This is a genomic window from Pseudomonas sp. LAP_36, from assembly GCF_019456785.1.
GTDB classification, from domain to species: domain Bacteria; phylum Pseudomonadota; class Gammaproteobacteria; order Pseudomonadales; family Pseudomonadaceae; genus Aquipseudomonas; species Aquipseudomonas tritici.
The window spans coordinates 59060-83310 of sequence record NZ_JAHZMS010000011.1 but is presented as its reverse complement, the minus strand read 5'-3'; the positions used below and the strand labels follow the sequence as shown (position 1 = coordinate 83310).

The following is a 24251-nucleotide window of genomic DNA, read 5'->3' as shown; positions in this document are numbered from 1 at the left end:
TCGATGAAACTCAATGATCTGAGTCCAGCGCCGGGTTCCCGTCGCGAAAAGCATCGTCCGGGCCGTGGTATCGGTAGCGGTTTGGGTAAGACTGGTGGCCGTGGCCACAAAGGTCAAACCTCCCGCTCCGGTGGCACCATCGCTCCAGGCTTTGAAGGCGGTCAACAGCCGCTGCATCGTCGCCTGCCTAAGTTCGGTTTCGTATCCCTGAAAGCCATGGACCGCGCAGAAGTGCGTTTGTCCGAGCTGGCCAAAGTGGAAGGCGACATCGTTACTGTGCAGACCCTGAAAGATGCCAACGTGATCAACGTCAACGTACAGCGTGTGAAAATCATGCTGTCCGGTGAAGTGACTCGCGCTGTCACTATCGGCAAGGGAATCGGCGCCACCAAAGGTGCGCGTTCGGCTATCGAAGCAGCTGGCGGCAAGTTCGAGGAATAAATGGCTAAGCAAGGTGCTCTCTCAGCGCTCGGCAAAGGCGGTATGTCTGAACTCTGGGCTCGTCTGCGTTTTCTGTTCCTGGCGATTATCGTCTACCGAATAGGCGCACACATCCCGGTTCCAGGTATCAACCCGGACCGACTCGCAGACCTGTTTCGACAGAATGAGGGGACCATTCTTAGCTTGTTCAACATGTTTTCCGGCGGCGCGCTGGAACGGATGAGCATCTTTGCACTGGGGATCATGCCGTATATTTCGGCATCGATCATCATGCAACTGATGACCGCCGTCAGCCCGCAGCTGGAGCAGTTGAAGAAGGAAGGTGAAGCTGGCCGTCGCAAGATTAGCCAGTACACCCGCTACGGCACTGTCATCCTCGCCTTGGTTCAAGCTATCGGCATGTCCGTTGGCCTGGCCGGGCAGGGTGTTGCGTTCACTGGTGACTTTGGCTTCCATTTCGTCGCGGTATCCACGTTTGTGGCTGGTGCGATGTTCATGATGTGGCTGGGTGAGCAGATTACTGAGCGTGGTGTTGGTAACGGTATCTCGATGTTGATTTTCGCAGGTATCGTCGCCGGTCTTCCGAGAGCAATTGGGCAGTCTTTCGAGTCTGCACGTCAGGGTGATATCAACATTTTCGCTTTGGTTGCCATCGGTTTGCTGGCAGTAGCGATTATCGGTTTTGTGGTGTTCATTGAGCGTGGCCAGCGTCGTATTGCTGTTCACTACGCCAAGCGTCAGCAGGGCCGTAAGGTTTTTGCTGCGCAGACCAGCCACTTGCCGCTGAAAGTGAATATGGCCGGTGTTATTCCGGCAATTTTCGCGAGCAGCATTTTGCTGTTTCCGGCTTCGTTGGGTACCTGGTTTGGTCAGTCTGAAAATATGGGCTGGCTGCAGGACCTCTCTCAGTCGATCGCTCCTGGTCAGCCGTTGAATATTCTGCTGTTTAGTGCAGGGATTATTTTCTTCTGCTTCTTCTATACGGCGTTGATGTTCAATCCGAAAGACGTAGCGGAAAACCTGAAGAAGTCCGGTGCCTTTATTCCGGGCATCCGTCCAGGTGAGCAGTCTGCACGCTACATTGATGGCGTTCTGACCCGTTTGACCCTGTTCGGTGCTCTATATATGACGGCCGTGTGCTTGCTTCCCCAGTTCCTGGTGGTTGCAGCAAACGTTCCGTTCTACCTTGGCGGGACCTCGTTGCTGATCGTGGTCGTGGTTGTGATGGACTTCATGTCCCAAGTACAATCGCACCTCGTTTCGCACCAGTACGAATCCCTGATGAAGAAAGCCAACCTGAAGGGCTACGGCAGCGGCATGTTGCGCTGAGTACCCCATAAGGTTCGAGGAGTTGGTGATGAAAGTTCGTGCATCGGTGAAAAAGCTGTGCCGTAACTGCAAGATTATTCGCCGCGAAGGTGTTGTTCGAGTAATTTGCAGCGCGGAACCGCGTCACAAACAGCGCCAAGGCTGAGTGTGATCCGCTTGAAGCCCGGCAGCTAGTGCGCTGCCGGGTTGATTATTTGTTATTACAGCGATATTATCTCGCGCCCTATTTCTTGGCTTCCGGGGCGTAGGTAGCTGTCAATTGGAGTCCCACTGAATGGCCCGTATTGCAGGCGTTAACATTCCAGATAACAAGCACACTGTTATCTCGCTGACCTACATCTATGGTGTTGGTCGCACTACTGCGCAGAAAATTTGCGCAGACACTGGGGTAAACCCAGCCGCAAAGATCAAAGATCTGAGCGACGAGCAGATTGAGCTGTTGCGTGGCGAAGTGGCGAAGTTCACCACTGAAGGTGACCTGCGTCGCGAAATCAACATGAAAATCAAGCGTTTGATGGACCTCGGTTGCTACCGTGGTCTGCGTCATCGTCGTGGTCTTCCAGTACGCGGTCAGCGTACCAAGACTAACGCGCGTACCCGTAAAGGTCCGCGTAAGCCGATCCGCAAGTAATCGCCCACGCGAATCGACAGGAAAATTATCATGGCTAAACCTGCTGCTCGTCCTCGTAAAAAAGTTAAAAAGACAGTGGTTGATGGCATTGCCCACATCCATGCTTCTTTTAACAACACAATCGTGACCATCACCGACCGTCAAGGTAACGCGCTTTCTTGGGCTACCTCCGGTGGTTCGGGTTTCCGCGGTTCCCGCAAGTCCACCCCGTTCGCTGCTCAAGTAGCTGCTGAACGTGCTGGTCAAGCTGCGCTGGAATACGGCCTGAAAAACCTTGACGTTAACGTCAAAGGTCCAGGTCCAGGTCGTGAGTCTGCTGTCCGTGCTTTGAACGGCTGTGGCTATAAGATCGCCAGCATCACCGACGTGACGCCAATCCCGCACAACGGGTGCCGTCCGCCGAAGAAGCGCCGCGTGTAATCCAGGAGATTGTAAAGAATGGCTCGTTACATTGGTCCAAAATGCAAACTCGCTCGTCGTGAAGGCACCGATCTCTTCTTGAAGAGCGGCGTGCGCGCGATCGAATCGAAGTGCAACATTGAAGCAGCACCTGGTATCCACGGCCAACGCCGCGGTCGCCAGTCCGATTACGGCACCCAACTGCGTGAAAAGCAGAAGGTCCGTCGTATCTACGGCGTTCTCGAGCGTCAATTCAGCGGCTACTACAAAGAAGCTGCTGGCAAGAAAGGTGCAACCGGTGAAAACCTGCTGCAACTGCTCGAATGCCGTCTGGACAACGTTGTATACCGTATGGGCTTTGGTTCGACTCGCGCCGAATCCCGCCAGCTGGTATCGCACAAATCCGTCAGCGTAAACGGCCAAACCGTTAACGTCCCGTCCTACCAGGTTCGTGCTGGTGACGTGGTCGCGATTCGCGAGAAAGCAAAAAACCAACTTCGCATTGTCCAAGCTCTCGATCTGTGTGCCCAACGTGGCCGCGTAGAATGGGTAGAAGTAGACACTGAGAAGAAGTCGGGCGTTTTCAAGAACGTTCCTGCTCGCAGTGATCTGTCCGCCGACATCAACGAAAGCCTGATTGTCGAGCTCTACTCCAAGTAAGGGCTAGAAAATAGGTGCATCCATGCAGATTTCGGTAAATGAGTTCCTGACACCCCGCCACATTGATGTGCAGGTTGTCAGTCCAACCCGCGCCAAGATCACGCTCGAGCCTCTCGAGCGTGGTTTTGGCCACACCCTGGGCAACGCGCTGCGCCGCATCCTGTTGTCCTCAATGCCCGGCTGTGCAGTAGTCGAGGCCGAGATTGACGGTGTGCTCCACGAGTACAGCGCCATCGAAGGTGTACAGGAAGACGTAATTGAAATCCTGTTGAACCTTAAAGGTCTGGCTATCAAGCTGCACGGCCGTGACGAAGTTACGCTGACCTTGTCGAAGAAGGGTTCGGGGGTGGTTACCGCTGCCGATATTCAGCTGGATCATGATGTCGAGATCGTTAATCCCGATCACGTAATCGCTAACCTGGCGTCTAACGGCGCCCTGAACATGAAGCTCACTGTAGCTCGTGGTCGTGGTTATGAACCGGCCGACTCGCGTCAGAGCGATGAAGATGAAAGCCGCAGCATTGGTCGCTTGCAGCTTGACTCTTCGTTCAGCCCGGTTCGCCGTATCGCATACGTGGTGGAAAACGCCCGTGTCGAGCAGCGTACTAACCTGGACAAGCTGGTTATTGATCTGGAAACCAATGGTACTCTGGATCCTGAAGAGGCTATCCGCCGCGCTGCAACCATTCTGCAACAGCAGTTGGCTGCGTTCGTCGACCTCAAAGGTGACAGCGAACCAGTGGTAATCGAGCAGGAAGACGAGATCGATCCGATCCTGCTTCGCCCGGTTGACGATCTGGAACTGACTGTACGTTCGGCTAACTGCCTTAAGGCGGAAAACATTTACTACATCGGTGACCTGATTCAGCGCACCGAAGTAGAACTGTTGAAGACTCCGAACCTGGGCAAGAAATCCTTGACTGAAATCAAGGACGTTCTGGCCTCCCGCGGTCTGTCCCTCGGCATGCGCCTCGACAACTGGCCGCCTGCAAGTCTTAAGAAGGACGACAAGGCGACTGCCTGATCGTCGTAATCACCGAACGTGAGTTTGGTAAGGAATGAACCATGCGTCATCGTAAAAGTGGTCGTCACCTGAGCCGTACCAGCTCGCACCGCAAGGCCATGTTTCAAAACATGGCGGTGTCGCTGTTCGAGCACGAGCTGATCAAAACTACACTGCCAAAAGCTAAAGAACTGCGTCGCGTTGCTGAGCCGCTGATCACTTTGGCTAAGACAGACAGCCTGGCTAACCGCCGTTTGGTTTTCGACCGTACTCGTTCGAAAGCTATCGTTGGTAAGCTCTTCAACGACCTGGGCAAGCGTTACGCTACCCGTGAGGGTGGCTACCTGCGCATCCTCAAGTGCGGCTTCCGCACTGGCGACAACGCGCCAATGGCGTACGTCGAGTTGGTTGATCGTGCTACTGCCGGCGAAGCTGTAAGCGCCGAGTAAGACGACAAGCTGTAACGAAGAACCGGGCCTAGTGCCCGGTTTTTTGTGCGCGTAATAAAAGCGTGATTTGTACAAGCGTCCACGGGTTGTGCTTGGCAATATGCCTCTGGGGAGGTTGGTAGTTATTTTCTATCGATGCCGACAATTTAATGAATTTGTAGGCGTCATGTCGATGATCAATACTCCCTCCAAGCCGACTAGCCGGCAGTTCCAAGTCCGACCTGAGGAAGATTGCATGAGCCAGAATAAAATCCTTACTACCGCCAGCGGCGCGCCCGTTGCGGACAATCAGAATTCCCGTTCCGCCGGTCCACGTGGTCCATTGCTGCTCGACGATTTCCACCTGATCGAGAAGCTCGCGCACTTCAACCGTGAAAACATTCCGGAACGTCGCGTGCACGCGAAAGGTTCGGGTGCCTTTGGTACCTTCACGGTTACTCAAGACATTACCCAATACACCAGCGCCAAGTTGTTTGAGTCTGTTGGCAAGCAAACCCCGACCTTCTTGCGCTTTTCCACCGTTGGTGGTGAGCGTGGTTCGGCTGATACCGAACGCGACCCACGCGGCTTCGCCTTGAAGTTCTACACCGAAGAAGGCAACTGGGACATCGTCGGGAACAACACCCCAGTGTTCTTCATTCGCGATCCTTTAAAGTTTCCGGACTTCATCCACACCCAGAAGCGCCTGCCGCAAAGCAATCTCAAAAGCGCTCAGATGATGTGGGACTTCTGGTCGCACTCTCCGGAGGCACTGCACCAGGTCACCATTCTGTTTTCGGACCGTGGCATCCCTGATGGCTATCGCCACATGCACGGCTTCGGCAGTCACACCTACAGCCTGATTAACGCCAATGGCGAGCGCCACTGGGTGAAGTGGCACTACAAGACTAAGCAAGGCATCAAGAACTTGGCGCCGGCTGAGGCCGCGCGCCTGGCCGGTACCGATCCGGATTACGCCCAGCGCGATCTGTTCGGCGCGATTGAGCGCGGTGATTTCCCGAAATGGCGGGTCTGCATCCAGATCATGACCGAGGCCCAGGCTAATGCTCACTACGAGAACCCCTTTGACGTGACCAAGACCTGGTCGCAGAAGGAGTTCCCGTTAATCGAAGTTGGCGAGCTCGAACTCAACCGCAATCCGCAGAACTACTTCGCTGAAGTGGAGCAGGCTGCGTTCGGCCCGAGCAACATGGTGCCGGGTGTAGGCCTGTCGCCAGACCGTATGCTGCAAGGTCGTGTGTTCGCATACGCAGATGCTCACCGTTACCGCGTCGGCACCAATCACCAGCAACTGCCGGTGAATGCCCCACGTAACCAGGTGAACAGCTACCAGCGTGATGGTTCGATGGCATTTGGCAGCAACGGTGGCGCGGGGCCCAACTACGAGCCGAACAGCTACGCAGATGCGCCGAAGCAAGCACCACAATACGCGGAGCCTGCGTTGGCATTGAGCGGTGCTGCTGACCGTTATGATCACCGGGAAGACACCGATTACTACAGCCACGCAGGTGCACTGTTCCGCCTGATGAACGATGAGCAGAAAGCGTTGCTCACCAACAACATCGCCGGTGCAATGGGTGGCGTTTCCAGTGATGTGGTTCAGCGCCAATTGCAGCATTTCTACAAAGCAGATCCTGCTTATGGAGAAGCAATCGCAAAGGCACTGGGTGTATCGCTTAACTAACTCTAAACGATAAGCAGAACCGCCCTCATTTGGGCGGTTTTTGCGTTATTTCAGCCACTTTTCTCTGAAAATCTTCACTTTTCTGCCGTTGATCCCGTGACCTCCGGGTCATCATGGTTCAAACTACAGACTTTCAAGCAGGGAGATGTAGGGCGATGCAAGGTCACCCCGACGTAATCGATTACCTCAACACGTTGCTGACGGGCGAACTGGCTGCTCGTGACCAATATTTCATCCATTCGCGCATGTACGAAGACTGGGGCTTTACCGAGCTCTACGAGCGTATCAACCACGAGATGGAAGAAGAGGCACAGCACGCCGACGCACTGATGCGCCGTATCCTCATGCTCGAAGGCACGCCACGTATGCGTCCCGATGATCTGGATGTGGGGACCACGGTACCTGACATGCTCGCTGCCGACTTGCGCCTCGAGTACAAGGTCCGTGCCGCGCTCTGCAAAGGCATCGAGCTCTGTGAGCAGCATAATGACTATGTCACCCGGGAAATCCTGCGGGTGCAGTTGAATGACACCGAAGAAGATCATACCTATTGGCTTGAAAAGCAGTTGGGCCTGATCAAGCTGGTCGGCTTGGAGAATTACCTGCAATCGCAGTTCTGATTCCCGGCTACAAAAAAGCCCCTGTCACCGCAAAGTGACAGGGGCTTTTCATTGGGCCCGAAAAACTCAGGCCCGGTCGCGCTCCAGCAACGGCTTCAAGTAGAAGCCCGTGTGCGACTGCGGCATTTCGGAAACTTGCTCCGGTGTGCCTACCGCGATGATCTGACCACCCTTGGAACCACCTTCAGGCCCCAGGTCAACCAACCAGTCGGCGGTCTTGATTACATCCAGGTTGTGCTCGATCACCACCACGGTGTTGCCGTGATCGCGCAGGCGGTGCAACACGTCCAGCAGTTGCTGTATATCCGCAAAATGCAGGCCGGTGGTCGGCTCATCGAGGATGTACAGGGTCTTGCCGGTGTCGCGCTTTGACAACTCGCGGGACAGCTTCACCCGTTGCGCCTCACCACCGGACAGCGTGGTCGCCGATTGCCCCAGCTTGATATACGACAGGCCTACATCCATCAGTGTTTGCAGCTTGCGCGCCAACGCCGGAACCGCGTCAAAGAACACCCGTGCTTCCTCGATGGTCATCTCCAGGGTTTCGTGGATGCTTTTGCCCTTGTATTTGATCTCCAGGGTCTCGCGGTTATAGCGCTTGCTCTTGCACACATCGCACGGCACGTAGATGTCCGGCAGGAAGTGCATCTCCACCTTGATCAAGCCATCGCCCTGGCACGCTTCACAGCGACCGCCCTTGACGTTGAACGAGAACCGGCCCGGCCCATAACCCCGTGAGCGGGACTCCGGAACGCCAGCAAACAACTCACGAATGGGTGTAAACAACCCGGTGTAGGTCGCCGGGTTGGAACGCGGCGTGCGGCCAATTGGGCTCTGGTCGATATCGACGACTTTGTCCAGAAGCTCCAGACCCTTGATGCTGTCGTGAGCAGCCGCTTCCAGAGTCGTCGCGCCGTTTAAGGCAGTGGCACTCAAGGGGAACAGCGTGTTGTTGATCAGCGTCGATTTGCCCGAGCCGGAAACACCGGTCACGCAGGTCAGCAGGCCCAGCGGAATTTCCAGGTCTACATTGCGCAAGTTGTTGCCACGCGCGCCCTTGAGGTGCAGCGCCTGCTTCTTGTTGCGCGGTGTACGTTTGGCCGGCACGGCAATTTTCACACGGCCAGACAAGTACTTGCCGGTCAGCGAGTCCGGATGGGCCATGACTTCGGCAGGCGTACCTTCGGCGACAATATGCCCGCCATGCACACCCGCGCCCGGGCCAATATCAACCACGTAATCCGCCAGGCGAATCGCATCTTCATCGTGCTCGACCACGATCACCGTGTTGCCGATGTCCCGAAGGTGTTTCAGCGTGCCCAGCAGGCGATCGTTGTCGCGTTGGTGCAAGCCAATCGACGGTTCATCGAGGATGTACAGCACCCCCACGAGCCCGGCACCAATCTGGCTGGCCAAGCGAATTCGCTGGGCTTCACCACCAGACAACGTGTCGGCACTTCGGTCCAGCGACAGGTAATCCAGGCCAACGTTGACCAGAAACTGCAACCGCTCGCGAATTTCCTTGAGAATCTTGTCGGCGATTTCGCCACGGCGACCGGTCAACTTGAGCACACCAAAGTACTCGCAGGCATCACCGATCGGCAGGTTGGTCACCGCAGGCAATGTCTTCTCGCCCACCCACACATGCCGCGCCTCTCGACGCAGGCGAGTGCCACGGCAATCCGGGCAAGGCTGCGTGCTCAGGAATTTTGCCAACTCTTCGCGCACGCTGGCCGATTCAGTCTCGCGGTAGCGACGCTCAAGGTTCGGCACGATGCCTTCGAACGGGTGCGAGCGCTTGACGATATCGCCACGGTCATTCAAGTACTTGAAGTCGACATTCTGCGAACCACTGCCGTGGAGGATGACCTTTTGTTGGTCCGCCGGCAGTTGGTTGAATGGCACTTCCAGGCTGAATTTATAATGCGACGCCAACGACCCCAACATTTGGAAGTAGTAAACGTTACGCCTGTCCCAGCCGCGTATCGCACCCTCCGCCAGGGTCAAGTCACCGTTGACCAGACGCTTGATGTCGAAGAACTGCTTCACCCCCAGGCCATCACAGGTCGGGCACGCGCCGGCCGGGTTGTTGAAGGAGAACAGCTTGGGTTCCAGCTCACTGATGGCATGCCCGCAGATCGGGCAAGCAAAGCGCGCGGAAAAGATGATCTCTTCGCCCTGCTCGTCATCCATCGGGGCCACCAAGGCAATGCCGTCGGCCAGCTTCAACGCGGTTTCGAAGGATTCCGCAAGGCGCTGCTGCAGGTCTGCCCGCACCTTGAAGCGGTCGACTACCACATCAATCGAGTGCTTCTTCTGCTTGTCGAGCTTCGGCGCTTCGTCCAGCTCGTAGAGCTTGCCGTTGATTCGCGCCCGCACAAAGCCTTGCGCACGCAGTTCTTCGAAGACGGAAAGGTGTTCGCCCTTGCGCTCACGAATCACTGGTGCCAGCAGCATCAGCTTGGCGCCTTCCGGCTGGGCGAGCACCAGGTCGACCATCTGGCTGACGGTCTGGGCTTCCAGGGGAATATCGTGGTCCGGGCAGCGCGGAATACCCACGCGTGCGTACAGCAGACGCAGGTAGTCGTAGATTTCGGTAATGGTGCCCACGGTGGAGCGCGGGTTATGGGAAGTCGATTTTTGCTCGATGGAAATTGCCGGCGACAGGCCTTCAATGGTGTCGACGTCGGGCTTTTCCATCATCGACAGGAACTGGCGGGCATAGGCCGACAGCGATTCCACATAGCGACGCTGGCCTTCGGCATACAGCGTGTCAAACGCCAGCGACGATTTGCCGGACCCGGACAAGCCGGTGATGACAATCAGTTTGTCCCGTGGCAGGGTCAGGTCGATGTTCTTCAGGTTGTGGGTTCTAGCCCCACGAATCAGGATCTTGTCCAAGATGGCCTCGCACGGCGGGCGTAAATAATGCCGGAGTATACGGCTAAAGACTGGATGAATATACACTGTCAAAAGGCCGCTTGCAGCCTTAGATGAAAGCTGCGCGGCAAAGCGCCGCATATACCCTCTCAATCGATGGGACTGGTAGAATCGCCGCCGGTTCACACGAGGTTTTTCCATGCACGATCCCCACAGCGAACGCATGAGTAGCGGCGAGACCCGAGCGGCAAGCGGTCTGGCCCTGGTGTTCGCCTTCCGTATGCTGGGCATGTTTATGGTGTTGCCAGTGCTGGCGACCTATGGGATGGACCTCGCAGGCGCGACCCCGGCATTGATCGGCCTGGCCATTGGCGCGTATGGCCTGACCCAGGCGATTTTTCAGATTCCGTTCGGGATCATTTCTGACCGCATCGGCCGCCGTCCGGTGATCTATCTGGGTCTGATCGTGTTCGCTCTCGGCAGTGTGCTCGCGGCGCAAGCGGATTCGATATGGGGCGTGATCGCCGGGCGCATCCTGCAAGGTGCCGGTGCGATTTCCGCCGCGGTCATGGCGCTGCTGTCAGACCTGACCCGTGAGCAACACCGCACCAAGGCCATGGCCATGATCGGCATGACCATCGGCCTGTCGTTTGCCGTGGCCATGGTGGTCGGCCCCTTGCTGACGCGCGCGTTCGGCCTGCACGGGCTGTTCCTGGCCACCGGCGGCATGGCGCTGTTCGGTATCGTGATCGTAGCCTTTATGGTGCCGCGCTCCACCGGCACGTTGCAGCACCGCGAGTCGGGCGTCGCGCGCAAGGCTTTATTGCCGACACTCAAGCATCCGGACCTGCTGCGCCTGGATTTAGGTATCTTCGTATTACACGCCATGCTCATGTGCAGCTTCGTCGCCTTGCCCCTGGCGCTGGTGGAAAAAGCCGGGTTGCCCAAGGAACAGCACTGGTGGGTCTACCTCACCGCGCTGTTGATTTCGTTCTTCGCCATGATCCCGTTCATCATCTATGGCGAGAAGAAACGCAAAATGAAACGAGTTCTCTTGGGCGCCGTCGCGACGTTGATGCTCACTGAGCTATTCTTCTGGCAGTTCGGCGACAGCCTGCGGGCACTGGTAATCGGCACGGTGGTGTTTTTCACCGCGTTCAACCTGCTGGAGGCTTCATTGCCTTCGCTGATCAGTAAGGTTTCACCGGCCGGCGGCAAAGGGACGGCCATGGGGGTGTATTCCACCAGCCAGTTCCTGGGTTCTGCACTGGGCGGCATCATGGGTGGCTGGATGTTCCAGCATGGCGGTTTGTCGGTTGTCTTCCTGGGATGCGCCGGGCTGGCTGCACTTTGGCTAGCCTTTGCTGTTACCATGCGCGAACCTCCCTACGTCACAAGTCTGCGTTTGCCGCTATCGCCCGAGGCGATCCGTGAAAGCGGTCTGGTAGAGCGCCTGAAGGCCGTCGTAGGGGTAACCGATGCAGTCGTGATTGCTGAAGAAGCAGCCATTTACATCAAATTGGACACCGAATTATTGGATCGCGCGACGCTTGAGCAACTGGTCAACCCAGTGCCGACAGCGCGCCAAGCTTAGGAGAACGTTATGGCCCGTGGGGTTAACAAAGTCATATTGGTCGGTACATGCGGCCAGGATCCCGAGGTTCGCTACTTGCCTAACGGTAACGCCGTGACCAACCTGAGTCTGGCGACCAGCGAACAGTGGACCGACAAGCAGACTGGCCAGAAGGTCGAAAAAACCGAATGGCACCGCGTGTCCATGTTCGGCAAGGTTGCAGAGATTGCTGGTGAGTACCTGCGCAAAGGTTCGCAGGTCTACATCGAAGGCAAGCTGCAAACCCGTGAGTGGGAAAAAGACGGCATCAAGCGTTACACCACTGAAATCGTGGTCGACATGCAAGGCACCATGCAACTGCTGGGCGGCCGTCCACAGCAGGGCGACCAACAAGGCGGGGGCAATAACTACCAGCAGTCCGCACCGGCCCCACGCCAGCAGGCTCCGCGTCCGCAGCAGTCGGCACCGCAACAGTCGCGCCAGGCGCCGCCTCCACAACAGGCTGCTCCACAACCGGCTCCGGATTTCGACAGCTTTGATGACGATATCCCGTTCTAGCGGTCACCTTAGACCTTTTTGTAAGGTTTAGACCTGAAGCCCCCGCACTGCGGGGGCTTTGCATTTCTAAGTGAGGACTTCATCCTCAATGGCGACCCCTACATGAGCACGTTGACACGGATGAAATAGCGCAGCGTTTAATCGGCGATCAGGCGTCCGCCTCGGCCGCCGTCACCACCATCTCTTTGAACCGGCGTAACACTGCGGATCCGTCATCAATCCGCGTCGCCAAATGCAGTGGTGCCACCAGGCTCTGACACTCCGTCAGTTCCCGATACACGATGCCGTCCCCGCGCAACCGTTGCATCGACGCCGGCACGATGGACACCCCCAGTCCCGCCGCTACCAGGCTGAGTGTCGCGGTCATGCGCGGGGCTTCCTGGACCACCTGAGGGCTGAACCCCGCTTCACGGCACGCCACCAGAATCGCGTCATACAGGCCCAACCCCACGCGGCGGCGATAGAGCACGAAGGACTCGCTCGCCAATGCCTTCAAGGGCAGGGGAGAGCCCGCATTGAGTGCCAGCGGATGATCAGTGGGCAGCGCCAGCAACATCGGCTCCACCAGGATCGGGTCGTCCTGCAGCGATTGAGTCCCGCTGAGGGGGGAGCGGATAAACGCCGCGTCCAGTTTTTCATGCGCCAACGCGTCCAGCAGTTCGCCGGTGCCAGCTTCTTCCAACACCACCGTGACGCCGACATAGGTTTCGCGAAACAACCGCAACACACTCGGCACAAAGGGATGCAGTGCAGCCGAGCTAGTGAACCCGATCGCCAGCCGTCCGCGCTCACCCCGTGCGGCAAGGCGCACTACGTCCGCAATGCCTTCAGCCTGCGCGAGTAGTTCACGGGCCTCGTCCAGTAAAGCGAGCCCGGCGGTAGTGGGTCGCACGCCTCGGGGCAAACGCTCCATCAGCACCACGCCCAACTCGGCTTCGAGGCTTTGCAGCATCCGTGTCAACGGCGGCTGCTGCATGCCCAGGCGTTCGGCAGCGCGGGTGATATAACCTTCTTCGGCGATGGCTACGAAGGCCTTGAGTTGGCGAAGCTCCAGCATAGGAATACTTTTCAGGTATGGGAGAGTGCCAATCCTGGCATTTGTTCTCATGGCTCACAAGATTTAGGCTGTGGCCAACCTCAAACAGAAGGAAGCCGTGATGACCTGGTCTGCCAAGCAATACACGATGTTTGAACAGCAACGCACCCGTCCCGTCCGCGACCTGGTCGCGGCCATTCCGAATACCGAGGTGCGTACGGCTGTCGACCTGGGCTGCGGTCCCGGCAATTCCACCGAGGTGCTGGCCGAGCGCTTCCCGCATGCGCACGTTACCGGCATGGACAGCTCCGACGACATGCTGGTCGATGCACGCCAACGGCTACCGGCGCTGAACTTCGAACTGGCGGACATCGGCGCCTGGAACCCCGCACAGACTTTCGATGTGATCCTGGCCAACGCGTCGCTGCAATGGCTGCCTGACCACGCCACGCTTTACCCGCACTTGGTCCACCAACTGACACCCGCTGGCACGCTGGCGGTGCAAACGCCGGACAACCTCGATGAGCCTGCCCACCGACTTGCCCGTGAAGTTGCCGCTGATGGCCCGTGGTCTGCCAGGATCGGCGCGGTCAAACACAATGAACGCCACACCGCGAGCTACTACTACGAGCTGCTGAGCAAACATTGCAGCACCGTCGATGTGTGGCGCACCACCTATCAGCACCCGCTGGCGGATTACGCTACGGTGGTGGAGTGGTTCAAGGCCTCGGCCCTAAGACCCTTCCTGGCGCCGTTGACCGATAGCGAGAAGGCTGCCTTCCTGCAGGAGTACCAGGCGCGGATTGCCCAGGCTTACCCAGCCCTGGCCGATGGCACCGTGCTGCTGCCTTTTCCGCGCCTGTTCATTATCGCTACCCGCTAACGTCGCCAAGACCCGTGGCGGTTATGCCGCCGCCGCTTGCGCCTTGAAATATTCATCTGCCGACACCACGCCCGCATAGCCGAATGCCAGCGACGCCATATACGCCCCATGCACCTGCGCAGCCGGGATCACCTGGCCATTGAACTCCAGGTCCCGGGTCGCACACGCGTCATGAATGACCGTGACCTTGTAGCCCAGGTCCGCCGCCGCCCGCACCACCGCATCGATGCACATATGGCTCATGCTGCCGACCACCACCAGTTCGGTGATGCTGCGTTGTTCCAGCAGTGCGCGCAGGTTGGTCTCGCGAAACGAATTCACAAAATGTTTAAGCACCACCGGCTCATTGCCTTCATTCATCACTTTGGGATGCAGATGCGCACCCTCGGAGCCCGGTGTGAAGAACGGCGCGTCCTCAGACGTGAACTCATGACGCACATGAATCACCGCATCGCCCGCCTGGCGAAACGCCTGCAACACATGCACGGCCTTGTCCGCTGCGGCTTCGACGCCGTCGAGTGGCCACTTGCCTTGAGGGAAGTAGTCGTTCTGGATATCGATTAGGATGAGCGCTTGCTTGGCCATGTGTGTTGCCTCGTGATGGGTTGATGGGCCCAGTATCTTAGCTGGCGCCTGCACTTGGGATTGGCTGCACCGACAATAAAAGGGGGAAAACTGACAATGGTCGTGGTTGAGCTGGGCGTGTTGATCTACCAGGGGGCGCAGATGGCGGCCGTGCACGGCCTGACTGACCTGTTCGGCGTCGCCAACCGCATCGCCGCCGAGCACCAGTGCGCACAGTTGCCGCTCTTGCGGATCAGCCATTGGCAGGTGGAGGCTACCGGTGAAACGGTGCGCGTATTCGATAGCCATCCCGGCCCTGATCAACCCATGATGGCCGTACTGGTGCCCCCGTCGATTGGTGAGTTCACCGAAGAACAAGCGCCGCCTGCGCTACTGGAATGGCTTCGCCGGCAACACGCCGCAGGTACCGTATTGGGCGGCGTCTGCATGGGTTCGATCATGCTGGCGCGCAGCGGATTGCTCGATGGGCGCAGCGCCACCACTCATTGGTCTTCCGCCAAATCCTTCGCCGCGCGTTACCCGGCCGTGCGCCTTGAAGCGGATAAACCCATCGTTGATGACGGCGACCTTATTACCACCGCTGGCTTGATGGCCTGGTCCGAACTCGGCCTGCGCCTGGTCGATCGCCTGATGGGCCCTAGCATTGCGGCGGATACCGCGCGTTTCCTGGTGATCGAGCACAGTGACAGCGCCAGCCAATGCGGCAGCAACTTTGCGCCGATTCTCGGCCACGGCGACGCCGCCATCCTCAAGGTTCAGCACTGGTTGCAGGCCACCGGTGCGGTGGATGTTTCCCTCACGGCGATGGCACTGGAGGCAGGCTTGGAGGAGCGCACATTCCTACGGCGCTTTCGCAACGCCACCGGGTTGAAACCCACCGAATACTGTCAGCATCTGCGCGTGGGCAAGGCTCGGCAAATGCTCGAGTTTACCAACGGCACCATTGATCACATCGCGTGGACCGTGGGCTATCAGGACCCCAGCGCCTTCCGCGCCATCTTCAAGAAGATCACCGGCCTGGCGCCCAGCGATTACCGCAAACGGTTTGGCGTCTGAATCGTGCAGAACGCCGCGACGCCGACGCGCTGTCGTGCAAAATGGAGCAGGCCAACTGCCACCGGTTTTTCGGCAACTGCTTGATTTCACAACCATCCGCCTCGAAAGCGCGTTGGCCTGATCCCTGCAACCTCTCTTGCACACACATGGCGGGAAGGCCAAGGGGGACGCATGACCCCGACTCAACGCAAGAAGCTGGTGGTCGCTCACTCCACACGTGAAAGCGCCCCTCTGCATGAGATCGAAACCAACCGCGCCCTGGCGCGCTGGCTGGCACAGATTCTCGGGCTAAAATTCGGTGGCAGCTACGACCCGGCTCTACATGCGGGACGATCACTTTACCTGCTGCCCACGCAAACCCTGGTCGGTGCAGCCCAGGCGCGTGCGCTCCATATCAAGGGGCCGGAGGATGTGTGGGGCGGTTACGTCGACCACGACTTCATCTGCACCAAAGCCATCAGCCATGGTCTGCTCGGGCCTGAAGCCAAAGCGCCCGAAGGTTGGTCAGCGCTATTCTGCGAACGTGTGCGAAACGTCGTGCTGGATGGTTTGAGCGTCTTCGCGCTGGAAGACGCCCGGCCCGCAGCCACGCGCCTGCTCTACAGCGGACCCATTCGCCTGAAACCGGTGCACGCCTGCGCCGGCCGAGGTCAGGAAGTTATCCACAGTCTCGATGAGTTCGAAGCCGTGCTGGCTCGACCTGAGGCCGCGAAGCTCTTCAGCGATGGTGTGGTGTTGGAGCAAGACCTGCAGGACGTAATCACCCACAGCGTCGGCCAAAGCTTCATCGGCAATCACGTGCTCAGCTACTGCGGCGAGCAATACCTGACGAAAGACGGGCAGGGCGAAGACGTCTACGGCGGCTCCGACCTATTGGCGGTGCCGGGTGGCTACGAAGCTCTGTTGCAACTCGAACTGCCCGACGACGTACGCGAAGCCATCGAACAAGCGCAGGTGTTCGACGCGGCCGCCGATGAAGCCTATCCCGGCTTCTACGCATCGCGGCGCAACTACGACATCGCCCAGGGCTTGGACAGCGACGGCCAACGCCGCAGCGGCGTGCTCGAACAATCCTGGCGCATGGGCGGAGCCAGCAGCGCGGAAGTCGCAGCGTTGCAAAGTTTTATCAACAACCCCGGCCTGCGTGCGATCCGTGTGTCCTCTGTGGAAACCTACGCGGACCAACCCTTGCCGGCTGATGCCATTGAGGTGTATCGCGGGCCGGCGGAAAACAGCGAGTTTCTTCTTAAGTACGTGACGGTTAAATCTTATGACGGCTAGAAGCGAAAGCATTGCGATCGACATCGATGACGAACAGATGAGCGGCACCTTCCTGAGTCCCAAATCCAAAGTACCCGGCGTGTTATTTGTGCACGGCTGGGGCGGTAGCCAGGAGCGTGATCTTGAACGCGCCAAAGGCATCGCCGGCTTGGGCTGCGTGTGCCTCACCTTCGACCTGCGCGGCCATGCCGGCACTGGGATTCCGCTGTCTCGCGTCACCCGCGAAGACAACCTGCGCGACCTGCTGGCGGCCTATGATCGATTGCTGTCCCACCCGGCCATCGACACCTCGGCGGTGGCGGTGGTGGGCACCAGTTACGGCGGCTACCTCGCGGCCATTCTCACCTCACTGCGCCCGGTGCGCTGGCTGGCGCTGCGCGTGCCGGCGCTGTACCGCGACCAGGAATGGCTCAAACCCAAGCGTGATCTGGATAAGGCCGACCTGATGGATTACCGCAGCACGCTGGTCCACTCCGAAACCAATCGCGCCTTGCACGCGTGTTCTGCGTTTACCGGTGATGTGCTGATCGTTGAGTCGGAAACCGATGCCCACGTGCCCCACGCCACCATCATGAGTTACCGCGCGGCGTGCCAGCAGACCCATTCCCTGACCCATCGCATCATCGATGGCGCCGATCACTCCCTCAGCGACCCGGTGTCCCAGCAGGCGTACACCTCGATCCTGGTGGACTGGATTACCGAAATGGTGGTGGGTGAGCGGTTGAGCATTATCCAGTCTCAATAATTGGATGCTCTTTAGACCGCCTTCGCGAGCAAGCCCGCTCCCACATTCGACAGCATTCCAAAGGATGTACACGATTAAATGTGGGAGCGGGCTTACTCGCGAAGGCGGTCGACCAGTCACCACCGTCTTAAGCCGGTGTTTTCTTCACCCGCAACGCCTTGGCCTTGGCCTCTACGCCAAGGTACATCACCAGCGCGATCAGCAGCGGCAAGATGAAGTAGATCGCCCGATACGCGATCAACCCGGCGAGCAAACTGCCCCGCGACGCTTCATGCTGCAACAACGCAATGAACACCGCCTCCAGCACGCCCAGCCCTGCCGGAATATGGGTGAGCACCCCGGCAATCGCGCTGATCAGCAACACCCCTAACACCAGCGGATAATCCAGTTTGGCTGGCAGCAGGGTGAAGATCACCGCGGCCATGAGCGACCAGTTCAACGCGCCCAACATCAGCTGCAGGCACGCCATGCGTAGCGACGGCAGGTTGATTTCCATGCCGCGAATCGTCCACGCACGCTTTTTCGAAAACTGGCAGGCCACCAGATAACCCAGGCTGGCCAGTACCAACAACGCGCCAATGCCTTGCAACGCCGTGGTGCTGACCTTCCAGCCCGGTGGCATCGTGACCAGGCCGCTGCTGAAAACCACCCCGGCGATCGCCATGTAGCCAAACCAATTGGTGGCCAGGCTCAGACCGAGGATCTTGGCGATATTGCCTGTGCTCACTCCCAGCCGCGAATACAGCCGATAACGCATGGCGATGCCGCCGACCCAGGCGCTCAAATTGAGGTTGAAGGCGTAGCTGATGATGCCCACCGGCAAGATCTGCTTCCACACCAGATTCTGGCGAATGTAGGTGCGGCCAATCAGATCGAAGCTGGCGTAGACCAGGAAACTGCACAGCGTCAGTGCGCCTGCAATCAACAACGTGCGCACCTTGAAGTCGCCCAGGGTCTGCACCACTTCGCTCCAATCGATGCGCCGCGCGAGCAGGGTGAACAGCACGATCAGCAGCAAGAAGAAGGCGATGGTCAGCGGCTTCTTCCAGCGCTTGAACCGCGAGCCTTTGGTTTCAGACGTCATGGCGCTGAGCCTCAAAAGGTTTCAAGCGCGGCTTGTGCGCGGGCAACCAGCCGGTGAGCGCAGGAAAGTGACGCATCACATGGAACACCAGGAAACCCACGGTCAAACGCCAGAGCCACAGGCGCGGCTTGCGGTTTTCCGGCATGGTCTGGCAGTGGTTTTTGGCCAGGGCTTCCAGTCGTTCATACAGCTGTTGATTGAACGCACGGTCGCGAATCAACACGTTGGCTTCCAGGTTCAGCGACAAGCTCAATGGGTCCAGATTGCTCGACCCCACCGTGCTCCATTCGTCATCCACCAGTGCGACTTTGCCGTGCAGTGGGCGCTGGCAATACTCGTGGATCACCACGCCGTCCTTGAGCAAATAGTCGTACAGCATGCGCGCCGCCAGCTTGGCCAGCAGTACATCGGGCTGGCCCTGCATGATCAATTGCACGTGCACGCCACGGCGCGCGGCATTGCGGATTTCCCGCAGCAGGCGGTAACCGGGGAAGAAGTAGGCGTTGGCGATCACCGCGCGTGTCTGGGCTTTGCTCAAGGCGTGGATATACGCTTCTTCGATGTCATCGCGATGCTGCGCGTTGTCGCGGTAAATCAGGCGCACCTGGCCGTCGCCTTTATCGGTCGACCAGATCTCCGGCCGCTGCTGGCGTCGTCGCCAACCGCGCCGCGTGCGTACTTGGCGGCCGCTTTGGGCCAAGGCGAAATGATGCAAGTCCGCTACCGCCGGGCCGATCACCTTCACCGCGTAATCTTGCTTGGCCTCGGGACCGTAATCGCCCAGGTGGTCGGCGGAGAAATTGATTCCGCCGATGAACGCCACCTCCGCGTCCACTACGACGATCTTGCGGTGCAGGCGGCGAAACCAATTGGTGCGAATGCCCAGGGTCTTTGGCGCGGGGTCGAACATCTGCACCGCAACGCCGGCCTCGGCCAGCTCGCCGAGAAACGACGGGTTCAGTTCGCCGCAGCCAAAGCCATCCAGGCTGACCACCACGTTGACCCCACGGCGCGCCGCCTCGATCAGGATGCCATGCAGCTCATTACCCACTTTGTCCTCGAAGAGAATGAAGGTCTCCAGCAGGATCTCGCGCCGGGCTTCACGCAGTGCGGTGAACACCTCAGGGAAGTACGCTTCGCCGTTCTCCAGCAATTGGACCTGGTTGCCACTCTGCCAGCCGTAATCCAGGTCACGTGCCTTGGTTTGGTCCGGCGGCTGGTCGGTGGAAATATGTTCTACAGCGACGTTCATAGCTCGATCTCCACCGACAGGGGGACATGGTCTGATAGATGGGACCAGGGCCGTGTCGTCAGTACTCGGGGGTTATGCACCTTCAAATTGCGCACATAAATCCGGTCCAGCGGCAGCAGAGGCAAGCGCGCCGGGAAGGTGCGCGCGGGTTTGCCCTGGGTTTCGATGAATACTTCCTTCAGGCCGCTCTGGCTCAGGTCGGCCTTTTGGCGCCAATCGTTGAAATCACCGGCAACCACCAGCGGCGCGTCGGCAGGAATTTCGCTGATGCGCTGTTCGATCAAGCGCAATTGCTGCTGGCGGTGCACTTCGCGCAGCCCCAAGTGAATGCAGATCGCATGCACCTCTTGGCCGGTGCCCGGCAGGCGCATCACGCAATGCAAAAGGCCACGGTTTTCATGGCCGCTTTGGGAAATGTCGAGGTTGTCGTAGCGCACGATCTGGAATTTCGACAGCAGCGCATTGCCATGGTCGCCGTGTGGGTAGACCGCATTGCGCCCGTAAGCGAACTGCGGCCAGATGCTGTCAGCGAGGAACTCGTACTGCGGCATGTTCGGCCAGTCGCTGAAGCGCTGGGGGTGGCGCTCATGGGTGCCGTGAATTTCTTGCAGGAACACCATGTCGGCGCCCACGCTGCGCACCGCTTCACGTAGCTCAGGCAGGATGAAGCGTCGATTCAAGGCAGTGAAACCCTTGTGGATATTGACCGTCAGCACGGTGAAGCGCGTGATGGCGACGTTGGGCGTCACGGGAATCAATTCCGGATGAGTCATGGCAGCACCCCCGATTCTGGTAGTTTACCGGGCTCAGTGGTCAATGCTTTATCCAGCTCGAAGCGTTGTAGCAATTGGCGCGCATCGAAGGGCGCGCGCACCTTGATGTCGTTGTCGAAGAAGCAGAACACGTCGCGCTGCTTGCGCGCGCGCGGCTTGCGTTTCGGGTCGATCAGATGGGCGTCTGAGGGTTGTTTGCCGTGACGCCAGCATTCGATCCGGTCGCCCCAGCGCTCAAGCGCTGCGTCGGTGTAGCCGCTGGCGTAGAGCTTTTTATCGCCGTGCAGCCGCAGGTAGAGGAAGTCAGCGGTCACGTCTTCCAGATACGGCCACTTGCCGGCGGTGTCGGCGACCACCAACGCCACGCCGTATTTGTCGAGCATCTGCACAAATTCCGGAACGGCAAAGCTCTTATGGCGAATCTCGACCGCGTGGCGCAGCGGTTTTTTGCCATGGGCGTTCATGCTGGCTTTGCCATTGACCCGCGATTCATGCTGGCGGGCGAGGGCGGCGGCTTGTCGGGTATCGGTGGGCAACTGCGCGAGAAAAGCCTCAAACAGCGGTGGGTCGAATGTGAAACTGGGTGGGAATTGCCAAAGAAACGGCCCCAGCTTCTCCTTGAGCTCCAGCACGCCGGAGGCAAAAAAGTTGGCCATGGGCTTGTGCACATCGTGTAACCGCAGGATATGCGTGATGTAGCGCGGTGCCTTGACGCTGAACACGAATTGCTCCGGCGTATCGGCGTACCACTCGGCATAGCGCTGCGGCGTTTGCAGCGCGTAGAACGAACCATTGATCTCAATGCTGTTGACCGCCCGTGACGCAAACTGCAACTCACGTTTCTGGGTCAGGCCCTCGGGGTAGAAATCCCCCCGCCAAGGCGTGTAGCGCCAGCCGGAAATGCCGATATGAATCGCGGACATGGTTGCTCCCGTGGTTAATGGGTCGAATGACCTCCATGGAGGGATGACTGTGGGATTTGCGAGAAAGTTTCCAGCGCCTTACGGACGGCACGCCCCAGCGCATTGCGTTCTAGACGGGAACGATCAGCGCCAAAACCCGTCAGTTCCTTACAGACCTACCTCAAGGAGCCCGGTGTTTTGCTGAATTCAAAGACTGCATTACTGCTCGGCGCGCTGCTGTTTTGCGGCAGCGGCGCAGTGCACGCCGCGGCGGCCGCGCCTGAAGCCGAAACGCCGGCCAAGCCGGAAATCCTGGTCGAGGGCGGCCTGCTCGGGGCCATCAGCTCCAGCATCGATGATGTGCAGGACAAGCTTGATCTCAACCAGAACCTCCTTGACGCCTGGCGCCTGCGCGCCGACCGTGCGGCCAATGAGGTGGGGCGCCTGGTCAACCGTCCCTCGGACCGCTCGCCATGGAGCGTGGCCGGGGACTTCCTGCTGTTGTCCGGCGTTTGGATCGGCGCCTTCGCGCTTTTGACCTTCCTGGGGCGCATGTTGGTCAGGCGTATCAGTCAACGTCCCTTTGTTGAACGGCGTGGACGCTTGCAAGGCGTACTCGGCTATCTGATGCCCTACACGATCCCGGCCGTGATCTGTCTACCGCTGACGCTTTACGTCAGTCATTTTTTGCCGACCTCCATCGGCCGGGCGCTGGCGTTGTGTTTTGCCTATGCGACCAGTAGCGGCATCTTCTCCACGTCCATCCTGCTGTGCGTGATCGTGATGTTTAACGTCGGGCATAAACGCCCGGCCGTGCAGATCATCCGCGATTACTGCCCAAAGCCACTGTTCATGATCGGGTTCCTCGCCGCCCTCAGCGATGCGCTGACCAGCCCGCAGATCGCCCGCCAGTTCGGCGGCAATATCACCAGCGGCATTGCGGTGTTTACCGGCCTGTTTGCGGCGGTGATTTTCGGCATGCTGGTGATTCGCCTGCGTCGCCCGGTCGCGCACCTGATTCGTAATCGGGCGCTGTCCCAGCGCCTTAAACACCCGGCGTTGCAACAATCGCTGCGGATATTTTCCGGGCTCTGGTATTGGCCGATCCTGCTGATGGTGCTGGTTTCGGCGATCAACCTGATCGGCGCCGGGGACGATAATCAGAAAGCCCTGCGCTGCGCGCTGCTCACCACCATTTTGCTGATCGGCACGGTGTTCCTGAGCACTGTGCTGCAACACCTGTTCAAGTCGCGCAGCCAAGTGGCGATCCAGCGCAGCAGTGCTTACAAGGAGCGTTTCCTCAGCTTGCTGCACGCGATCTTGCGTATCGCGATGGCGATCGGGTTTATTGAAGTCCTCGGGCGTATCTGGGGCGTCTCGCTGTTTGAATTCGCCGAGCGCAACTCGATCGGTCGAGCGATCAGCGATTCCCTCAGCAGCATTGGCTTGATCCTGCTGATGACCTGGCTGTTCTGGGTGGTCCTGGATACGGCGATTCAGGAAGCGCTGAAACCGCCGGTCAACAAACGCTCGAGCCGCCAGCCCAGCACCCGGGTGAAAACCATCCTGCCGCTGGTGCGCAACGCGGTGAAAATCATCCTGGTGGTGATTTGCGCAATCACCACCATGGCCAACCTCGGCATCAACGTCGCACCGCTGCTGGCCGGTGCCGGCGTGGTCGGCCTGGCTATCGGTTTTGGTTCCCAGCAGTTGGTGCAGGATGTGATCACCGGGCTGTTCATCATCATTGAAGACACCCTGTCCATCGGCGACTGGGTGGTGCTCGACTCTGGCCACGCCGGCACGGTCGAAGGCCTGACTATCCGTACCCTGCGCCTGCGCGACGGCAAGGGGTTTGTGCATTCGGTGCCGTTCGGGCAGATCAAGGCGGTTACCAACCAGTCGCGGCAGTTTGCCTATGCATTCTTCTCAGTGCAGTTCACCTACGACACGGACGTGGACAAGGCGGTGGAATTGATCCGAGAGGCCGGGCAATCGATTCGCGACGATGTGTTCCTCAAGTACAACCTGCAAGGCCCGCTGGAGGTGTTTGGCGTCGACAAGATGGACCTCAACGGCGTGGTGCTGACGGCGCAGTTCCGTACGGTCTCGGGCGGGCAATACGCGGTAAGTCGCGCGTTTAACCAGCGGCTGAAAAAACTAGTGGATAATTGTGACGAGGTGCACTTCGCGCAGACTTATCCACAGCAGGTGTTGTTGCCCAAGCGTGCGCCGCAGGGGGATGAACCGGATGCAGAGGTGCCGGCTTCGGTGGTGCTGACGGAGCAGCCTCGGACTCAGTAACCTTCACAACCCGTAGCAGCTGTCGAGCGCCAGCGAGGCTGCGTCGGACGCGACTCGATAATATGCCTGACACGAATTTGGCGGTGCTGCCGACGCAGCCTCGCTGGCGCTCGACAGCTGCTA

At 58.8% G+C, this 24251-nt stretch carries 24 protein-coding genes; 17 read left to right on the top strand and 7 right to left on the bottom strand.

Annotated elements, in window-relative coordinates; all coding sequences use genetic code 11:
* The first annotated feature begins 3 nt into the window (after positions 1-3).
* The 10 genes from rplO (at position 4) to bfr (ending at position 7216) form a co-directional block, all read left to right on the top strand.
* Positions 4-441 (top strand): 50S ribosomal protein L15, encoded by a 438-nt coding sequence (gene rplO / locus JBO08_RS25670; RefSeq protein ID WP_003176407.1) that lies wholly within the window; start codon positions 4-6, stop codon positions 439-441.
* Complete coding sequence (gene secY / locus JBO08_RS25665) at positions 442-1770, top strand: preprotein translocase subunit SecY (protein WP_003176406.1); 1329 nt, start codon at positions 442-444, stop codon at positions 1768-1770. It abuts the gene before it with no gap.
* A 28-nt stretch (positions 1771-1798) separates the two neighbouring features.
* Positions 1799-1915, top strand: coding sequence for a 50S ribosomal protein L36 (gene rpmJ / locus JBO08_RS25660; protein ID WP_002555468.1), 117 nt, complete (start codon positions 1799-1801; stop codon positions 1913-1915).
* Between the two features lie 129 nt (positions 1916-2044).
* Complete coding sequence (gene rpsM, locus JBO08_RS25655) at positions 2045-2401, top strand: 30S ribosomal protein S13 (RefSeq protein WP_003210063.1); 357 nt, start codon at positions 2045-2047, stop codon at positions 2399-2401.
* Positions 2402-2431: 30 nt separating this feature from the next.
* A complete protein-coding gene (gene rpsK / locus JBO08_RS25650; RefSeq protein WP_002555466.1) occupies positions 2432-2821 on the top strand; it encodes a 30S ribosomal protein S11 in 390 nt (129 codons plus the stop codon).
* 18 nt (positions 2822-2839) lie between these two features.
* The gene (rpsD, locus tag JBO08_RS25645) at positions 2840-3460 is read left to right on the top strand and encodes a 30S ribosomal protein S4 (RefSeq protein WP_003210056.1); all 621 of its coding nucleotides are present in this window, start codon (positions 2840-2842) and stop codon (positions 3458-3460) included.
* 22 nt (positions 3461-3482) lie between these two features.
* Positions 3483-4484, top strand: coding sequence for a DNA-directed RNA polymerase subunit alpha (locus tag JBO08_RS25640; RefSeq protein WP_003176403.1), 1002 nt, complete (start codon positions 3483-3485; stop codon positions 4482-4484).
* A 41-nt stretch (positions 4485-4525) separates the two neighbouring features.
* The gene (rplQ, locus tag JBO08_RS25635) at positions 4526-4912 is read left to right on the top strand and encodes a 50S ribosomal protein L17 (RefSeq protein WP_017135967.1); all 387 of its coding nucleotides are present in this window, start codon (positions 4526-4528) and stop codon (positions 4910-4912) included.
* 235 nt (positions 4913-5147) lie between these two features.
* Positions 5148-6596: a catalase gene (locus JBO08_RS25630; RefSeq protein ID WP_065872586.1), complete on the top strand. Its 1449-nt coding sequence runs from the start codon at positions 5148-5150 to the stop codon at positions 6594-6596.
* Between the two features lie 155 nt (positions 6597-6751).
* On the top strand, positions 6752-7216 hold the full coding sequence (gene bfr, locus JBO08_RS25625) for a bacterioferritin (protein WP_015886133.1): 465 nt from the start codon (positions 6752-6754) through the stop codon (positions 7214-7216).
* Positions 7217-7282: 66 nt separating this feature from the next.
* Here the strand turns inward: bfr and uvrA are convergent, their stop codons facing one another.
* Positions 7283-10117, bottom strand: a complete 2835-nt coding sequence (gene uvrA, locus JBO08_RS25620; RefSeq protein ID WP_220075154.1) for an excinuclease ABC subunit UvrA — start codon at positions 10115-10117, stop codon at positions 7283-7285.
* 178 nt (positions 10118-10295) lie between these two features.
* Here uvrA and JBO08_RS25615 point away from each other — a divergent pair, with 178 nt between their 5' ends.
* Together JBO08_RS25615 and JBO08_RS25610 are read left to right on the top strand one after the other, a co-directional pair.
* A complete protein-coding gene (locus JBO08_RS25615) occupies positions 10296-11690 on the top strand; it encodes an MFS transporter (RefSeq protein WP_220075155.1) in 1395 nt (464 codons plus the stop codon).
* A 9-nt stretch (positions 11691-11699) separates the two neighbouring features.
* Complete coding sequence (locus tag JBO08_RS25610) at positions 11700-12227, top strand: single-stranded DNA-binding protein (RefSeq protein WP_010467282.1); 528 nt, start codon at positions 11700-11702, stop codon at positions 12225-12227.
* A gap of 148 nt (positions 12228-12375) precedes the next feature.
* On the opposite strand, the gene JBO08_RS25605 is transcribed toward JBO08_RS25610, so the two are convergent.
* Entirely contained in the window at positions 12376-13284 is a 909-nt protein-coding gene (locus JBO08_RS25605; protein WP_220075156.1) for a LysR family transcriptional regulator, read from the bottom strand.
* A gap of 100 nt (positions 13285-13384) precedes the next feature.
* On the opposite strand from JBO08_RS25605, the gene tam reads away from it, so the two are divergent.
* Complete coding sequence (gene tam, locus JBO08_RS25600) at positions 13385-14146, top strand: trans-aconitate 2-methyltransferase (protein ID WP_065872592.1); 762 nt, start codon at positions 13385-13387, stop codon at positions 14144-14146.
* A 21-nt stretch (positions 14147-14167) separates the two neighbouring features.
* Here tam and JBO08_RS25595 read toward each other — a convergent pair whose 3' ends face one another.
* On the bottom strand, positions 14168-14731 hold the full coding sequence (locus JBO08_RS25595) for a cysteine hydrolase family protein (protein ID WP_065879555.1): 564 nt from the start codon (positions 14729-14731) through the stop codon (positions 14168-14170).
* Positions 14732-14827: 96 nt separating this feature from the next.
* Here JBO08_RS25595 and JBO08_RS25590 point away from each other — a divergent pair, with 96 nt between their 5' ends.
* The 3 genes from JBO08_RS25590 to JBO08_RS25580 all read left to right on the top strand — a co-directional run bounded on the left by JBO08_RS25590 (position 14828) and on the right by JBO08_RS25580 (position 17813).
* A complete protein-coding gene (locus JBO08_RS25590; protein WP_065872583.1) occupies positions 14828-15787 on the top strand; it encodes a GlxA family transcriptional regulator in 960 nt (319 codons plus the stop codon).
* A gap of 171 nt (positions 15788-15958) precedes the next feature.
* Complete coding sequence (locus JBO08_RS25585; RefSeq protein WP_065872582.1) at positions 15959-17068, top strand: DUF3182 family protein; 1110 nt, start codon at positions 15959-15961, stop codon at positions 17066-17068.
* On the top strand, positions 17058-17813 hold the full coding sequence (locus JBO08_RS25580) for a S9 family peptidase (protein ID WP_065872581.1): 756 nt from the start codon (positions 17058-17060) through the stop codon (positions 17811-17813). Before JBO08_RS25585 ends, JBO08_RS25580 begins: the two co-directional genes overlap by 11 nt.
* Positions 17814-17940: 127 nt before the next feature.
* Here the strand turns inward: JBO08_RS25580 and JBO08_RS25575 are convergent, their stop codons facing one another.
* Genes JBO08_RS25575 through JBO08_RS25560 form a run of 4 tightly spaced genes read right to left on the bottom strand, consistent with a single transcriptional unit; the run spans position 17941 to position 21845 of the window.
* On the bottom strand, positions 17941-18897 hold the full coding sequence (locus JBO08_RS25575; RefSeq protein WP_065872580.1) for a lysylphosphatidylglycerol synthase domain-containing protein: 957 nt from the start codon (positions 18895-18897) through the stop codon (positions 17941-17943).
* Positions 18887-20149, bottom strand: a complete 1263-nt coding sequence (clsB, locus tag JBO08_RS25570) for a cardiolipin synthase ClsB (protein ID WP_065872579.1) — start codon at positions 20147-20149, stop codon at positions 18887-18889. The genes JBO08_RS25575 and clsB overlap by 11 nt, the downstream gene beginning before the upstream one ends.
* Complete coding sequence (locus JBO08_RS25565; protein WP_065872578.1) at positions 20146-20922, bottom strand: endonuclease/exonuclease/phosphatase family protein; 777 nt, start codon at positions 20920-20922, stop codon at positions 20146-20148. Before JBO08_RS25565 ends, clsB begins: the two co-directional genes overlap by 4 nt.
* The gene (locus JBO08_RS25560; protein ID WP_065872577.1) at positions 20919-21845 is read right to left on the bottom strand and encodes a DUF72 domain-containing protein; all 927 of its coding nucleotides are present in this window, start codon (positions 21843-21845) and stop codon (positions 20919-20921) included. The genes JBO08_RS25565 and JBO08_RS25560 overlap by 4 nt, the downstream gene beginning before the upstream one ends.
* Before the next feature lie 177 nt (positions 21846-22022).
* On the opposite strand from JBO08_RS25560, the gene JBO08_RS25555 reads away from it, so the two are divergent.
* Positions 22023-24128: a mechanosensitive ion channel family protein gene (locus JBO08_RS25555; protein ID WP_065879550.1), complete on the top strand. Its 2106-nt coding sequence runs from the start codon at positions 22023-22025 to the stop codon at positions 24126-24128.
* The last annotated feature ends 123 nt before the right edge of the window (positions 24129-24251 follow it).